We start from the raw sequence: 15,766 nt of genomic DNA, 5'->3' as shown, positions 1-15,766 counted from the left end.
CTGTTTATGTTTTCAAATCAAGAGTCCGTTTCGATGCGCATGCCGGCCTCTTTCCAACCCGAAAAGCCTTTTTTAAACCGACGGGCTTGAATTCCTTTGGCATGAAGCAACGCGAGAGCATTGGCAGAAAGGACACAATAAGGGCCACGGCAATAGGCGATCAATTCCTGGTTGGATGCCAATTCATCCAATCGGTGTTCCAGTTCATCAACCGGAATATTAATAGCATTGGGTAAGTGGCCCTGCTCAAACTCTTCTTTTGGCCTGACATCAAGCAAGGTCATACTTTTTGCTTTGATCCGCTCCAGCAGCTCTTCCCATGAAATGGCTTCCTGACTACTTGAGTCATCGATCAGCCTACGCATTTCTTTGCGGTTGAATTCGGTATATTGCTGGAGTGCAGAGAGAATGTCCATAATCGGCCCTTCGCTCCGGCGGTAAAGCACATGCTTGCCCGATTTGCGAGACTGGAGCAACCCGGCACGTTTAAGATGCTGGAGATGTTGGGAAGTATTGGCAATCGACAAGCCGGAAAGCGCCGACAAATTTTCCACGGATTGTTCGGTATCGATCAGGCATTCAAGCAGTATCAATCGGTGGATATTTCCCAACACTTTAGCAATTTCCGCGATCTCGACAAGAATTTGTTTATCAAACATTGACTTTCCACTTCCAGAGTTATTATATTCAATAAATTAATTGATTATTATGGTATCAAAGTTTTTTCGCTATTTCGAGTACCCGCTAATTGATTAACCATGATAGATAGCCACAATTCGGAGGATCGCAACAGATGAATGAAGGATTGGAGTTGATTGTTTATTCTGTATTAATTGGTGCTGGCGCAACCGTTGTTATGGATCTTTGGGCGGTTTTTGTGAAACGCTGTTTCGGCATTCCTTCCCTGAACTATAGCATGGTAGGGCGCTGGATTGGACACATTCCCAAGGGGAAATTTATTCATACAACCATTCTACAAGCTGAACCAGTGAAAGGTGAAACTGGGATGGGTTGGTTTGCTCACTATTTGATTGGGATTATTTTTGCGGGTTTGCTGTTACTTATTTGCGGATTAGATTGGGCAAAAAACCCAACTTTTCTGCCGGCTTTAATTATCGGTATCGTTACCTTAGTTGCCCCTTTCTTCATTATGCAGCCTGGTATGGGAATGGGCTTTGCCGCATCTAAAACACCGGCTCCCACTACCGCCAGATTAAGAAGCCTGATGGCGCATACTTCTTATGGTGTGGGTTTGTATTTGGCGGCGTTATTCTTAACATTATTTTCTTGATCTCATGACTGAATAACCGTCGATAAATTTATATTATTTATCGACGGCATAGACATTTTTTAGCCAACAACTCTGGAATTCACTATGTCTATCTCAAATGTTACTCAGTCAAGTATCCCTATGGCCGTCTATCTCCTTGGTTTAAGTCTGTTTGCAATGGGAAGCTCTGAATTTTTAATTTCGGGCGTGTTACCGAAGATTGCCGAAGACTTACAGGTTTCTTTACCATCAGCAGGCATGTTGATTTCAGCCTTTGCCATTGGTGTTTTGTTGGGGGCGCCACCGCTGGCTGTGGCAACCCTGCGCTGGCCTAAACGTGCAACTTTGTTGGTAAGTCAGGCATTATTTGTTGCAGCCACTGCGATTGGGATGCTTGTACCGGACTATTGGTCATTTTTGGTTGCACGTATTATAAGCGGTGTAGCTTACGCTGGATTTTGGGCGGTTGCTGCAACGACAGCCGTCAATTTAGTGACTCAGGATCGTACTGGCAGGGCATTATCCATCGTGGTAAGTGGATTAAGTTTGGCAATGGTTGTCGGAGGGCCGTTGGGAACCCTGATCAGTGATATCGCTGGGTGGCGTGCCGGTTTTTGGGCCGTTGCAGTAGCAACTTCGATTACAGCATTTGCTTTGTGGTTCATGTTACCTGACATGCAAAGTAAGAATCAGGAGTTGACATTACATACTGAATTAAAAGTCATGGTTCAACCTAAACTGTGGATTGCCTATGGTACAACCATATTGACAACGGCAGCTTACATGGCGACATTTGGCTATTTAGGCGCATTGCTTATTGATACGAGTCAATTAGCTGTTACTTGGCTTCCTGCCGCCCTCTCCCTTTTTGGTATTGGGGCTTTTATCGGGTTAACTATTGGTGGGAGGACAGCGGATAGATACCCATTCAAGACGCTGGTTATTGGGACATTTGGCGTAATTGTTATCTCTTTTGCATTGGCTTTTTGGGCAGAACATTTGATAGCGACAATTTGTTTGGTATTTCTACTTGGTATGTTTGGCTTTGTTGTTAACCCTGCGGTGATGAATAGGGTTTACACGATCGCCGCAGATGCTCCAACGCTAGCCGGGGCAACCAATGTGTCTGCTTTCCAACTTGGGATTACATTAGCTCCCTTATTGGGTGGATTAGCGATAAACGCAGGCTATGGATTACCTTCTGTGGGTTGGGTTGGAGCACTATTGGCAATAGTCGCCCTTATTCCAATCCTGCTTGATGCCTATTTTCATAATATACCCTATGGATTTCAAGATGCAGCGCGGCGGCAAGGGAATGAACCCCCAGGAGCATAGATAACTCTGTGACTGGGGTGAATGAGCGCAGCCAACAAAGCGGCAACTTGAAAGACGACGGGTATAAGCAATATTAGGTTTAATTGACTCATACCCTGATTGTCAATTTTACAACCGATATCCTTTGATCGTTCGTCAAGTAAACCCTTTCTTTTCAAGGGGAGTTCTAGGGAGTGATTTTCTAACTCACTTAGCGATTTCTGTTATTCAATGATAAAAGCCAGTATTTATATACTGGCATAATGACGTTTTAGCTTATTTTATTAGCCAGAAAATCTTTAATTTTGGCAGAAATGTGAAATTTAATTGATGAAGAACAGTATTAAATGGAGTTACCTTTGTTTTATCGATTAAAAGCAAATGATGATATTGGTTTGGACTGTCAGGTAAGGCCGGCTCCTCAAACCCTCACATTTCACTCAACCTGAACTACAAATTTTGAGAAACCATATTCTTAAATTGTGATAATGAAGCGACGCCAACAAGAGAATCGACAGGCTGACCATCTTTATATACTAATGTCGTTGGTATGCTGCGAATGCCATATTTCATGGCGACATTATGGGCATCATCAATATTGATTTCCCCGAAAGTGGCACTCTCTTTCATATCGATTGATAACTGGTTAAATGTTGGTGCGACTGCACGGCACGGGCCACACCATGGCGCCCAGAATCTAACAACACAGATCCCTTTCGTCCCGACGACACGATCAAAATTATCTTCAGTTAACTCAATTAATGTACTCATATTGGATCCTCAGTAAAATTTTTAAGTGACTAAAATACAGCTCATCAATGAAATGTGGGGTATGCGCATGTCTATTTGCTGACTTTAGTATTGGAACATTCATTTTATGAATCCATGTAAGGTAACCGCTAACGCAGCATACTCGACACCCTTTATTCAATTATTATATTGAACATTATAGCTAGATCAACAGATCTTTTCCTATCAGAAAGATAGGCGTAACCTATCAATGGAGACTGGCATATACCAATCCAACATCAAGTTGCAGCCAGCAAGACAATGTGAGTGTTGATATTTCCCCGCTGCGCGGGGAAATATCAGGCGCATCTTGAAAGGCGATGGGCATAGGCTATCCATTAATAACAGTCAGTGATTAAAATCCTTAAAATAAATCACATCAATTCAGGTGAAATGGACAGAATCCCTATATATCAATCTAACTTCAAGTTGCCGTTTGCAAACCAACGAGAGTGCTTATATCTCCCCGCTGCGCGGGGAGATATAAGACGCATCTTGAAAGGCGACTGGTATATTTCACATAACAAGAATAGTTAATAACATATTATTATTTGATATTACATTTAGTTATAAACATGTTATTTTTGCACAAAAGCACACCAACAAATAAAACCAACACCCGACTAAGATTAATGAGGTATCTGAATATGCACTGCTTTTATTTTAAACCCGTGAATCAATATATTGTTCCGATAGTCAATGATGTTTATTTTCACCAAAATAAATGGGTGAAATGTAAAAAGACCCTTTGTTAAGAATTTCAACCCTATTCCCAATCTATTTTATTTCAAAGATAAAAGATAACCTTAAAAAAATATAAATTAATTTATCAATCAAACACAAGGGATCATGCATGCAAAATTTTCTCCAAGCATTACAAGAATTCGGATTAAAAACCTCTAATCCCTCTAAATTATATAAATCAGAAACTGAAAATTTAGAAATAGAGCCATCAAAATTGAAAGAACAGGTTAATGGGATATTCCAAAACAGATTACCATTAATAAATATCATCACTCTACAAGAAGATACGATTAAGACAGAAGATTTTCCATTAACAGATATCCAATATGCTTATTTGATTGGACGTAATCCTCGGCTAGAACTGGGTGGATTGACAAGCTGCCTATATACCGAATGGGATATTAAATCTTTAAATATAGAATTATTCAATAATGCTTTGAATAAGATTATTGAATATCACCCTATGTTACGGGCGACCTTGTCTTTGGATGGTCAGCAGAAAATTTCACCTTCCCCGTTGATCTATACCATTCCTATTCAGGATGGCCGGATTTGGTCAGGATCAGAAAAAGATAACAGGTTGGCAAAACTTCGCCAGGAAATGGAAACGCAATTATTGCCTGTCGATAAAACACCGACATTCGATATACGGGCAACAATCCTTAATGATGATATTACCCGCCTGCATATTTATTTCGACCTGATGTTTGTCGATATTCATAGTGTCCGTTTAGTATTACGTGACTGGTGGCAAGTTTATCAGGGCCATAATCTGCCGGACTTACCGGATAATCTTCATTTCCCCCGCTATATCCAATTAGAACGTTATCTACAGGGGCAACCACAGGGATTACGTGATAAAACTTATTGGGAACAACAGTTAGAACATTTACCTCCTCCCCCTGAATTACCGCTAAAAAATGCGCCTGAAATCCTTTCTCCACCGGTATTCAAACGTTACAGCCGGCAAATTTCTCCTGAAACATTATCGGCGCTTAGAAAAAAAGCGGAATTACGCAAGTTGACATTAGAAACGGTACTTCTCGGTATGTACGCAGAAGTGCTTCGTCAATGGTCTAAACGTCAAACTTTTACACTGACGATCACTCAATTTGGGCGTCGCCCCTATTTTGAGGGAATTGAAAATGTTGTCGGTAATTTCCTTCAACCCATGTTGCTGGGTATTGGCGGAACAGGAGAAGAAAGTCTCAATGATCGTTTGGTACAGATCCAGACAGATTTAATGATGAACCGCTGGCACTGTTCCTACAATGGGATTCAAGTTTTAAGAGAGCTGACCCGTCGCAATCATGGCAACCGGGCAGCAACCGCCCCCGTCGTATTTAGCAATACCCTGACAGCCAATTTGGATGATGTCGTCACCGATATCGGTTGGGTGGAGGCGATCCCCGTTTATAGCAGTAACCAAACCCCACAAGTCTGGCTGGAGAACCAAATCGTCCGTGTTGATGATCTTATCCAAATCAACTGGAATACCGTTAATGAGCTATTCCCCGACGACATGGTGGAAGCCATGTTGGATGCGTATATGGCGCTGATAACCACTTGTGCAGAAGATGATTCAGTATGGGATAAAAACACCTCACTGGTGCAATTGCCAGCCTCCGATCTGATGGAACGAGCAACAGCCAATGCCACGAAGACGGAACTTGATCTCAAGCTGCTACATGAAATGGTCTTACAGGCCGCCGAAAAATTCCCCAATGCCATTGCGCTGATTCAGGGCGAAAAACAATTTACCTATGCAGAAATGGTCAACAGGGCTTGTGCAATAGCGCAGCAGCTACGCACCGCTGCCCCCATTCATCCCAACGATATTGTCGCCGTTTCCCTGCCACAAAGCCCGGAACTGGTCATCGGGTTGCTGGGTGTGCTGATGTCTGGCGCTGCCTACGTAGCCATTGATCCCCAGCTTCCGGCGGAACGGAGAATGAGTTTACTCAACCGCTGTTCAGTCAAAGGGATTGTGACGGATAGCACCATTTTTGGGCATGATGAATTTACCCATCTGCTTCGCATCAATCTGGATGAGTGCCCTACGCACAAGGCCATGAATACCGAACCCATCGCGACGGCACATGGGGCTGCCATGTCGTCAATTCAGGGATTGGATGATCTGGCCTATGTCATCTTTACCTCCGGTTCGACAGGGGAACCGAAAGGGGTAATGGCTTCCCAGCGTAACGCAGCCAATACGGTACTTGATATTAATCAGAAGTTCCGCGTCACAGAAAAAGATGCGGTGTTGTCTGTCGCACCTGCCGGGTTTGATTTGTCCGTCTATGACTACTTCGGGCTATTGGGTGTGGGCGGAAAAGTGGTTTTTGCCATGCCAGAAACCGCCAATGACCCCAAAATCTGGCTGGACATGCTGATCAAACATCACATTACTCTCTGGAATAGTGTCCCTGCGCCCGTGAAAGTATTGATAGACAGAAACGGTTCTGCGCTGTCTGAAACCCCATTAAGGCTGATCCTGATGAGCGGGGACTGGATACCGGTCGATCTGCCTGAACGTATTCGAGAAAGTTTGCCCGATACGGCAATCATCAGTCTCGGTGGGGCAACGGAAGGTTCTATCTGGTCGATACATTATCCCATTGAGAAAATTAACAAAAACTGGAAAAGCATTCCTTATGGCAAGCCGCTGGCAAACCAGACTTTCCATGTATTGAATAACTGGCTCCTTCCCTGCCCCAAATGGGTAACCGGTGAACTGTATATTGGCGGAGACGGGGTGACTCAAGGTTATCTGGGCGACGCAGAAAAAACGGCACTGCGCTTTATTACTCATCCTGCCACGGGTGAGCGGCTGTACAGAACCGGCGATTTGGGGCGATACATTGCAGAGGGTTTAATCGAAATTCTAGGGCGCGAAGATAATCAGGTCAAAATCAATGGCTACCGGATTGAATTAGGGGAAATTGAAGCCTGCCTTCTGAGCCACGAAAATGCCAGCCATGTCGTCATTGAGGCTCCTGTTCATGCCAAAACCGGGCAACGACATATTGTCGCCTATATTGTGCCGGAGGCACCAGAAACGTTGGATGATCCAACCCATTTTCAGGCGCAATTAAGAGAAGTTGCCCGCAAAACGTTACCCTCTTACATGGTGCCCAGTTATTACATCTTGTTGCCCCATATGCCATTAACCAGTAATGGCAAAATTGACCGTAAAGCGTTGCCTGTCCCTTGGTCGGAGAGTGAAGAACATGCCAATGCCCCGGTTAAACCCGCTAATGCGATAGAGGCAAAGATCCTGAAACTCTGGCAAGCCCAACTCCAGCATGACGATTTTGATGTCACCGATGGCTTTTTTGATATCGGTGGCGATTCACTGCATGCCGTTGGTTTACTCAGTGCTCTGCGGCAAGAATTTAATATTACGCCCGTTGGCGAGCAGGACATCATCGAAGGGCTGTTTATGAATTCGAATATCCAGTCTTTCTCTCGCATCATCGAAACTATTGTCCAATCTCAAGCGGTGAATGAACTATGACCAAAACATACGATTATATCGTGGTGGGCGGTGGCTCAGCCGGGTGCGTGGCGGCCGCCCGCCTGTCTGAAAATAGCGCAAAATCCGTACTACTGATTGAAGCAGGCCACGCATCTGATGTACACAACCCGGCCAGCCCACTCAGAGATGCGTCAAGGCTGGTGCTGGAAGGATATAACTGGGATTACGAAGCTAATGTGCGCAATGATGATCGGTTCGCCGCGTTGATTGCTCCCCCCGTCCATATGGAGAACCCACAACAGTCTCGCAAGCATAAGGCGCGCAAGCCATTCAATTATCGTGTGGGAAAAGTACTTGGCGGCTCTTCCGCAGTCAACGGTGCCATTGCCCTGCGAGGATTTCCGAGCGACTTCGATCAATGGGCCAAAATGGGTTGCCCCAATTGGGGTTGGGGGCAGGTTCTGCCGTGGTTTAAGCATCTGGAGAATGATACCGATTATCTCGGTGATGATAACCACGGCTCACAAGGGCCGATGTGTCTGCGCAGGCCTGCAAAGAGCGAAATCCATCCCCTTGATATGGCTTTTGCCCGTGCTTGCGAACAGTCTGGGGTGCCTTACGTTGATGATCTCAATGTCGGCGAAGATCCCGCGGTTGGCCCTGTTCCCGCGAATGTCATTCATGGCGCGGAACGGGTGGATGTTTATCGTTCATACCTTGAGCCGATCCTGGATAGAAAAAATTTGCATGTGATGACGGATGCACTGGTCACGCAGATTATGTTTAACGGCACGGTTGCCGCTGGGGTAACAATCATTCAGGCGGGAGAAGAACGCGTTTATCAGGCCAGACAGATTGTCCTTTGCGCTGGCGCAATTGGTTCGGCGGCGTTATTGCAGCGTTCAGGGGTGGGCGATCCGGCACATCTGGGCAGATTAGGTATCCCTGTTGTTGCGCCAGTGCCCGCCGTGGGCAGAGCCCTGACTGATCATGCTTCCGTGGTGCTGTGGGCGCTGCCTAAAGCGGGCGTCTGTACAACCGGCCTGCCGTGGCGACAAATTGCTGCCCGTATCAATAGCGGTTACGACGACAAAGTCGATGTCCAAATTGGCTTACTGAACAATGTTGCCAGTGACACCGTCCCCGGATTCAGGGATCGCGTGGCGTATCCTATGCTGGTTGGCGCTTCCGTCATGTTGATGCGTCCAGAGATGCAAGGGCAGGTCTTCATCACGTCGGCGTCACCCACCGCGTTGCCGCAAATTGATCTGCCATTGACCCGTACGCCAACAGATATCGCTCGCCTTGTCGGCGGAGTACGTAAAATTTGGCAGGTCTTACACCATCCAGAAGTGGAAGCATTCCTTGATGGCATACAATTTTGGTCTCACTCCATGATTGATAACGACGAAATCATGAACAGTGCCATCAAAAACCTTGTCAATCCAGGCTGGCATGCCTCTGGCACGCTCAGAATGGGGCGCCGTGGTGATCCTGCTAGCGCGACCCAAGAAGATGGCCAGGTGCATGGCATTACGGGTGTGACCGTTGCTGATGCTTCCCTGTTCCCCACCATTCCCTCGATGCCAACGAACCTGACAACCATCATGATAGCTGAACGCATTGTCAGTTTTTTGATCGAGGGCGAAGCCACTCGCGAGCGAGGAACACATGGACACTAATTGCAAACGGGTGATTTATGCCTTTCCCCATGCTGGCGCAACCACCGCCATTTATCGCCCCTGGTTACAGGATCTTATGACCACCAAGTCTGCGATCTTACAACCCGTTGCGATCCCAGGCCGTGGTTATTTGGCTAAACAGCCGGAAATTCCCGATCTCGATTTACTGGTTGAACGACTGGCCTCCGATATCTGGGCGGATTTCCGACAAAAACAAGCACAGGGCATCACGGAGTGGATCACCTTTGGCCATAGCTTTGGGGGAGTGCTGAGTGTCGCGGTAGGCCGGGCATTAATGGAAAACTATGCCACGTCTCCCCTATTTGGCGTGGTATCCAGCGCGGTTCCCCCTCATCGTCAACTCAACGATGAGCGACACAAATGGACAGATGAACAATGGGTACAGAAAACCAGAGAAGATCAAGGGACACCCGAAGCAATCTTGAATGAACCTGCGCTGATAAAACCCATCATCCGGCAACTGCGCAGTGATTACCTGATACGTAGCCAATTTCCCCGACTTGGCAATATACAGGTGAATTATCCACTGGTGCTAATTTCCGCCACTCACGACCCTCATGTCACTTTGGCAGACATGGAAGCCTGGCAAAATTACACCTCTGACGATATTTCACTCACCCATATTGCCGGGGATCACTTTGCTGTGTACCGCCACTGGGATGTCATCAAAAAAATACTGCTGAATAAGGCAATGGGCTGACAAAAAACCTGGAGTGAATATGTGTATTGAGATAGATAATTTTGATAATTACCGCAAATCTTGCCGTGAATTTCTTGAACGTGAAATCGTCCCTGAGCATCAAAAATGGGAAGAGAACGGGCGGGTTGAACGCATCTTTTGGGAGAAATTCGGTCAGGCAGGGTTGTTAGGCATGGGGGTCAGCCCTGAGTTTGGGGGGCTGGAAAAACACGATTATCGGTTCGCGGTCATTCTGACGGAAGAACTCATCAAAGCCGGTGTCACTGTACCGGGGATCGTCGCCCATAATGACATCGTTGCCAGCTACATTTTTGCCCTCGGTCATCAGGAGCAGAAAAAAAGGTGGCTGCCGGCACTGTGTAGCGGAAAACGGGTCGCAGCCATTGCCATGACGGAACCCAGCGGCGGCTCCAATACCGCAGACATCAAAACCGTGGCTAAACGTCAAGGCGATTATTATCTGGTCAATGGCAGCAAAACTTACATCACCAATGGCATCAATGCAGATCTGATCGTCGTCGCGGTAAAAACAGCAGAGGGACAACAGGGACAGGGGATCAGTTTACTGGCGATCGAGCGGGATATGCCTGGATTCACCAGAGGGGAACCATTAAAGAAAATTGGCTGGAATGGCAGCGACACGGCTGAACTCTTTTTCCATGACTGCAAAGTCCCTGTCACCAACCTGATTGGCCGTGAAAACCTCGGCAACTATTACTTTATGTCAGCCATGCCCCGCGAACGCCTCAGCATCTCAACCGTGGCGGTTGCCAGTGCAGAACATATATTGCAGAGCACACTGGAATATGTGAAAGAAAGGACAGCCTTCCATCAACCGATCGGCTCCTTTCAGTACAACCGTTTTGTTCTCGCGCAATTAGATACCGAAATAAAAATTGCCCGCGTTTACCTTGATCACGCCGTCGATCTCTTCAATCGGGGGCTTTTCAGTGTCGTGGATGCCGCCCGCATCAAGTGGTGGACGACCGAACTGCAAATGAAAGTGGCAGATCGTTGCCTGCAACTGCACGGCGGCCTGGGTTACTTGCGTGATTCTCTTGCTGGCAAGAATTGGCTGAATAGTCGCGCCCAGACGATTTACGGTGGAACCAGCGAAGTGCTGCAAGAAATCATCAGCAAATCCATTGGGCTTTAAGGCACCGTGATACGCGGCTGGAGAGGATATATTCGTTATGCATAAGAACAACAGTACATCGTGTCTCATCCGATCAGTCAATGTCAGTCAGTGGAACGCGACCGTTCTCACTTGGGCAAATGCCGAAAACTGGGATATGAATACGGACGATGCAGCCCGTTTTTTTAACGTAGATCCAACGGCTTTTTTTATTGCCTATCGTGGCATTCAACCTATCGCTTCCATGTCAATGGTGAATTATTCAGATGCTTATTCGTTCGGTGGCAATTTCATCATACGACCGGAATTCCGCCATCATGTTTGTGCAGGAAAGATATGGAAATGGTCGATAGATCATGCTGAACATCGCACCATTGGCTGTGATGGTAACTGGGACAGAACAGAACTCTATGAAAAAAGAGGGTTTGTTATCCATTACCGCAATGTCCGGCTTTCAGGTGTCATCAAGCCCAAAATCAGACCGCCAGAAGGTGCCATTCTGATCACCCCAGCCAATATTGATGAAGTCATTAAGTATGACGCTGAATGCACTGGCGTTGATCGCAGCGCATTACTGGCGAATTGGTTTTGGGGCAAAGAACGCTATGGATTTTGCACTTATTCCAGGGCGGGGATCACCGGCGTCATCGGCCTGAGGCGATCCCAAAATGGCTACCGAATAGGCCCTTTTCTTGCCGATGACCCTGACGCGGTTGAGACGTTAGCCCTTACCGCATTTGCGCAGATCCCGGATGGTTTACCGGTATCGGCCGATGTTCCCGAAACCGATAACAACGACTTTCTTCAACTGGCTAACGAATATGGCCTAAACGGGCTGTTTAACACCTACAGAATGTACAAAGGCAATCTCATCCCAAAGGGGCGGCTGGATAAGGTCAAGGCCATTGCGTCTTTGGAGCTGGGGTAATGGATATCAACAACTGGCCATTACCTGGAATCGCAACATCATTAATATATTTATGAGAGGTTATGTTATGGCAAATGAAACACCGACCTTATTTGAATGGATGGGCGGTCGCGAGGTGCTCATGAAACTCATGTCCACCTTTTATGCCAAGGTTGAAAAAGATGAACTGCTTGCCCCGCTGTTTAAAAACATGAAATCCGATCATCCTGGTCATGTCGCCATGTGGTTGGAAGAGGTGCTCGGCGGAGAGAGTCGCTATACCGAAGATCGTGGTGGCTTCAAAGTCATGCTAAGCCGCCACAGAGGCCGAAGTATCCAACCAGAACAGAGAAAAAGATGGGTAGAGTTGTTGATGGCGTCTGCCGATGAAATCGGGTTGCCTTCTGATCCCGAATTTCGTGCCGCATTTGCCGGTTATATCGAATGGGGTTCACGCCGGGCTGAAGCCAATTCTCAACCCGATGCCTCCCCTTCACGTCGTGAAACAGTACCCAAATGGGGATGGGGAGAAGCCCCTCCAGGAACCCCTTAATTTTCGGTGAAATTTAACGATAAAGAGGTGAGCCTATGCTGTTGGCGATCAGTGACTTGCATGTCTCTCACGCGACCAATAGGGCGATAGTCGAATCACTCAGGCCATCAACACCTGATGATTGGCTGCTGCTGGCAGGCGATATTGCAGAGCGGGAGTCAGACTTTACCTGGGTCATCAGGACGTTTTCCCAACGTTTTGCCCAAGTGGTCTGGACGCCAGGAAATCATGAACTCTGGTGTACACCCAAAGATCCATTAAAGTTGCCTGGCGTACTACGCTATGAACATCTGGTCAATATTTGCCGACAGCATAATGTACTCACTCCTGAAGATGAGTTCCGTCATTACCGCAGGGGGAATGGTACGACTGTTACCATTGCCCCTGTTTTTACCCTATACGATTATTCATTCAGAAAACATGATGACTATACGGCGGAACAAGCCATAGCACGTGCCCGTCGTTGTGGTGTCATGAGTGCTGACGAATTCTTCCTGAAAACCTATCCTCACAAAAATATTATCGATTGGTGTCGGGAGCGTATCCAATATACCGAAAAACGCTTAAACGCGATCCCAGAGGGGGAAGATATCGTACTTGTCAGCCACTTTCCCATTATCCGTCAGCCGCTTGCCTCCCTACGCAATAGCGAATTTTCCATTTGGTGTGGCAGTGAAAAAACGCACCAATGGGCATCAAGAAAAGGGGTTCGTATGGTGGTATATGGGCACTTGCATATTCCCAATCTCGAATATATTCAAGATGTTGCTCATTTGGAGGTCTCTTTAGGCTATCCGCGGGAATGGCAAGAGCATGGGCGGGATACTTACTTAGTGCCACTAGACAGGTTACTGGAGCACGCTAACGAGTATCGCTAATCATCTATTTTTATAATAAGAGGCTTATTGACCGATGAAAAACAATGAAAGAAATTCACAGATAAAACCTCGGATCTTAATTGGGGCAACCGGATCTGTGGATATCACCCTGCTACCCAAATATCTTTCAACAATTAAGGCAACGATCGACTGCACATTGACGGTACTGATGACAAACCCTGCGACCTCTTTTTTACCCGCCTCAACGGTAGCCCTCTATGCCGATCGGGTTATTAGCGGAGAAATGCCACACGATTGGCCAACAGACAAACCTTCACGCATTGTCGCCGATCATGACATCATGGCCGTTTTGCCTGCCACGGCTAACACGCTTGCAACTGTTGCTTGTGGGGGCGCAACCAATCGGTTAACCACCGTCATTCTGGCCTCCACATTTCCTGTGCTGTTTTTTCCTGTTATGGGGCACGTGATGTGGGAAAAAAAAGCAACACGCCGCAATATCACGCAATTAGGTGATGATGGCTATCACGTTATTGAACCCGTGTGGCACGAAAATTTTGATGCTTCACTCCAACGCATGGTTGGGCATCCCTCATTACCGGATATTGACACCGTCATTTCACTGCTGAAACAACATCTCCCGAATCAGTTCTGGGGTTAATCGCGATGTGCAAGAGTATTCCGTCCTTTCATTGATAAAATTTCGATATGAACGTTATCCAATCATTGGGCTGAGTACTCTCCTATTTCAAATTTTCCCTGATATATAGCGATAAACGCTTCCTCTGTTCGAATCTATACCAGTTGCCTTTCAAGATGCGTCTTATATCTCCCCGCGCCGCGGGGAGATATAAATACTCTCATGGGTTTGCAACCTGCAACTTGACGTTGGATTCGTATAAACTACATATCACTAAAATAGGCTGCCATTAAAAATTGCAGAATAAATATCTTTTAATATAGCATAAGTTTTATTTTCATCTATTTTGGGTCTGACCAGAACATTTGGAAATAATCACCAAAAACCCATTTTATAACTATAAATCGGTAACTTATGTCACAACATCACAATCGCCCGTTAAATAAACAGGATTATAAAACTCTGTCCCTGGCTGCCTTAGGCGGCGCTCTGGAATTTTACGATTTTATTATCTTTGTCTTTTTCGCTGTTGCCCTTGGAGAACGGTTTTTCCCCGCGGATATTCCCGAATGGCTTAGGCAACTACAGACCTTTGGTATTTTTGCGGCGGGTTATTTGGCTCGGCCTTTAGGCGGGATCATCATGGCGCATTTTGGTGATCTCATTGGCCGTAAGAAAATGTTTTCACTCAGTATCTTGATGATGGCCGTTCCCACACTGGCCATCGGCATGTTGCCCACCTACGATACCGTCGGCATCACTGCGCCGATACTGCTATTGCTGATGCGGATCATGCAAGGTGCCGCCATTGGTGGAGAAGTGCCCGGCGCCTGGGTTTTTGTGGCAGAGCATGTTCCCCATAAACGCATTGGCTTTGCCTGTGGTATTTTGACGGCAGGATTGAGTCTGGGGATTTTATTCGGCTCTCTCGTCGCGACCATTATTACCTCTATTTATGCCAAACACGAAGTCCTGGATTGGGCATGGCGTCTGCCCTTTTTCTTAGGGGGCATTTTCGGCTTATGTGCCATGTACCTGCGCCGTTGGCTGCATGAAACCCCTGTCTTCAAGGAAATGCAGCAACGTAAAGCGTTGGCCGAAGAGCTGCCCCTAAAATCCGTCATCGCCCATCACAAGTGCGCCATCTCTATTTCCATGCTGCTGACATGGCTCCTTTCCGCTGGCATTGTTGTTGTCATCCTGATGACCCCAACCTATCTGCAAACGGTATTTCATCTGGAACAATCACTGACTTTGCAAGCAAACAGTCTGGCGATCATCTCATTAGCGATTGGCTGTATCACCGCAGGATATTTATGCGACAAATGGGGAGCCGGTATCGTACTGATGGTCGGTTGCATTCTATTAGCCGCCACAACCTGGTTTTTCTATCACAACATCAGCCATGAACCACTTAAGCTATTCAGTACCTATTCCCTCACTGGCTTGACCGTCGGCGTGATTGGCGCAACACCTTTTGTCATGGTGAATAGCTATCCCCCAGAAGTCAGGTTCAGTGGCATCTCATTTTCATACAATGTGGCCTATGCCATTTTTGGTGGACTGACACCGATCTTCGTCACCTTATTGCTGGCCTATACCCCACTGGCTCCTGCCTACTATATGTTGGTCTTATCGGCGGTTGGCCTTGTATTGGGGATTTACTTGCGGAAAAAATCTATCTGAAAAAG

Annotated in this window: 13 protein-coding genes; 11 read left to right on the top strand and 2 right to left on the bottom strand. The window is 46.7% G+C overall.

The features are described 5' to 3' along the window. Positions 1–17 precede the first annotated feature (17 nt). Entirely contained in the window at positions 18–659 is a 642-nt protein-coding gene (locus tag Xkoz_RS14160) for an ArsR/SmtB family transcription factor (RefSeq protein ID WP_099142782.1), read from the bottom strand. 134 nt (positions 660–793) lie between these two features. On the opposite strand from Xkoz_RS14160, the gene Xkoz_RS14155 reads away from it, so the two are divergent. Both Xkoz_RS14155 and Xkoz_RS14150 read left to right on the top strand, forming a co-directional pair. Then, entirely contained in the window at positions 794–1,291 is a 498-nt protein-coding gene (locus tag Xkoz_RS14155; protein ID WP_099142781.1) for a DUF2938 domain-containing protein, read from the top strand. Positions 1,292–1,375: 84 nt separating this feature from the next. Continuing rightward, positions 1,376–2,605, top strand: a complete 1,230-nt coding sequence (locus Xkoz_RS14150) for a Cmx/CmrA family chloramphenicol efflux MFS transporter (RefSeq protein ID WP_099142780.1) — start codon at positions 1,376–1,378, stop codon at positions 2,603–2,605. 429 nt (positions 2,606–3,034) lie between these two features. Here the strand turns inward: Xkoz_RS14150 and trxA are convergent, their stop codons facing one another. Next, on the bottom strand, positions 3,035–3,355 hold the full coding sequence (trxA, locus tag Xkoz_RS14145; RefSeq protein WP_099142779.1) for a thioredoxin: 321 nt from the start codon (positions 3,353–3,355) through the stop codon (positions 3,035–3,037). Between the two features lie 871 nt (positions 3,356–4,226). On the opposite strand from trxA, the gene Xkoz_RS14140 reads away from it, so the two are divergent. The 9 genes from Xkoz_RS14140 to Xkoz_RS14100 all read left to right on the top strand — a co-directional run bounded on the left by Xkoz_RS14140 (position 4,227) and on the right by Xkoz_RS14100 (position 15,761). Next, on the top strand, positions 4,227–7,637 hold the full coding sequence (locus Xkoz_RS14140) for a non-ribosomal peptide synthetase (protein WP_099142778.1): 3,411 nt from the start codon (positions 4,227–4,229) through the stop codon (positions 7,635–7,637). Further along, on the top strand, positions 7,634–9,280 hold the full coding sequence (locus Xkoz_RS14135) for a GMC family oxidoreductase (RefSeq protein ID WP_099142777.1): 1,647 nt from the start codon (positions 7,634–7,636) through the stop codon (positions 9,278–9,280). The genes Xkoz_RS14140 and Xkoz_RS14135 overlap by 4 nt, the downstream gene beginning before the upstream one ends. After that, positions 9,270–10,001, top strand: coding sequence for a thioesterase II family protein (locus tag Xkoz_RS14130; RefSeq protein ID WP_099142776.1), 732 nt, complete (start codon positions 9,270–9,272; stop codon positions 9,999–10,001). The genes Xkoz_RS14135 and Xkoz_RS14130 overlap by 11 nt, the downstream gene beginning before the upstream one ends. Before the next feature lie 19 nt (positions 10,002–10,020). Further along, the gene (locus Xkoz_RS14125) at positions 10,021–11,157 is read left to right on the top strand and encodes an acyl-CoA dehydrogenase family protein (RefSeq protein WP_099142775.1); all 1,137 of its coding nucleotides are present in this window, start codon (positions 10,021–10,023) and stop codon (positions 11,155–11,157) included. Positions 11,158–11,194: 37 nt separating this feature from the next. Then, positions 11,195–12,064 (top strand): GNAT family N-acetyltransferase, encoded by an 870-nt coding sequence (locus Xkoz_RS14120; protein ID WP_099142774.1) that lies wholly within the window; start codon positions 11,195–11,197, stop codon positions 12,062–12,064. A 67-nt stretch (positions 12,065–12,131) separates the two neighbouring features. Then, a complete protein-coding gene (locus Xkoz_RS14115) occupies positions 12,132–12,596 on the top strand; it encodes a group II truncated hemoglobin (RefSeq protein ID WP_099142826.1) in 465 nt (154 codons plus the stop codon). A 35-nt stretch (positions 12,597–12,631) separates the two neighbouring features. Then, a complete protein-coding gene (locus Xkoz_RS14110) occupies positions 12,632–13,474 on the top strand; it encodes a metallophosphoesterase family protein (protein ID WP_099142773.1) in 843 nt (280 codons plus the stop codon). A 34-nt stretch (positions 13,475–13,508) separates the two neighbouring features. Next, positions 13,509–14,096, top strand: a complete 588-nt coding sequence (locus Xkoz_RS14105) for a flavoprotein (RefSeq protein ID WP_099142772.1) — start codon at positions 13,509–13,511, stop codon at positions 14,094–14,096. 393 nt (positions 14,097–14,489) lie between these two features. Next, positions 14,490–15,761, top strand: a complete 1,272-nt coding sequence (locus tag Xkoz_RS14100) for an MFS transporter (RefSeq protein WP_099142771.1) — start codon at positions 14,490–14,492, stop codon at positions 15,759–15,761. Positions 15,762–15,766: the final 5 nt, after the last annotated feature.

The sequence above is a fragment of the Xenorhabdus kozodoii genome (assembly GCF_002632875.1).
GTDB lineage: Bacteria > Pseudomonadota > Gammaproteobacteria > Enterobacterales > Enterobacteriaceae > Xenorhabdus > Xenorhabdus kozodoii.
Note: the sequence above shows the minus strand (reverse complement) of the source record. Positions and strands in the feature narration are given on the sequence as shown.

Coding starts and splice junctions, on each gene's coding strand:
- Xkoz_RS14135 (WP_099142777.1), top strand. CDS start 7,634: ATGACCAAAACATACGATTATATCGTGGTGGGCGGTGGCTCAGCCGGG.
- trxA (WP_099142779.1), bottom strand. CDS start 3,355: ATGAGTACATTAATTGAGTTAACTGAAGATAATTTTGATCGTGTCGTC.
- Xkoz_RS14110 (WP_099142773.1), top strand. CDS start 12,632: ATGCTGTTGGCGATCAGTGACTTGCATGTCTCTCACGCGACCAATAGG.
- Xkoz_RS14115 (WP_099142826.1), top strand. CDS start 12,132: ATGGCAAATGAAACACCGACCTTATTTGAATGGATGGGCGGTCGCGAG.
- Xkoz_RS14105 (WP_099142772.1), top strand. CDS start 13,509: ATGAAAAACAATGAAAGAAATTCACAGATAAAACCTCGGATCTTAATT.
- Xkoz_RS14155 (WP_099142781.1), top strand. CDS start 794: ATGAATGAAGGATTGGAGTTGATTGTTTATTCTGTATTAATTGGTGCT.
- Xkoz_RS14150 (WP_099142780.1), top strand. CDS start 1,376: ATGTCTATCTCAAATGTTACTCAGTCAAGTATCCCTATGGCCGTCTAT.
- Xkoz_RS14130 (WP_099142776.1), top strand. CDS start 9,270: ATGGACACTAATTGCAAACGGGTGATTTATGCCTTTCCCCATGCTGGC.
- Xkoz_RS14100 (WP_099142771.1), top strand. CDS start 14,490: ATGTCACAACATCACAATCGCCCGTTAAATAAACAGGATTATAAAACT.
- Xkoz_RS14140 (WP_099142778.1), top strand. CDS start 4,227: ATGCAAAATTTTCTCCAAGCATTACAAGAATTCGGATTAAAAACCTCT.
- Xkoz_RS14120 (WP_099142774.1), top strand. CDS start 11,195: ATGCATAAGAACAACAGTACATCGTGTCTCATCCGATCAGTCAATGTC.
- Xkoz_RS14160 (WP_099142782.1), bottom strand. CDS start 659: ATGTTTGATAAACAAATTCTTGTCGAGATCGCGGAAATTGCTAAAGTG.
- Xkoz_RS14125 (WP_099142775.1), top strand. CDS start 10,021: ATGTGTATTGAGATAGATAATTTTGATAATTACCGCAAATCTTGCCGT.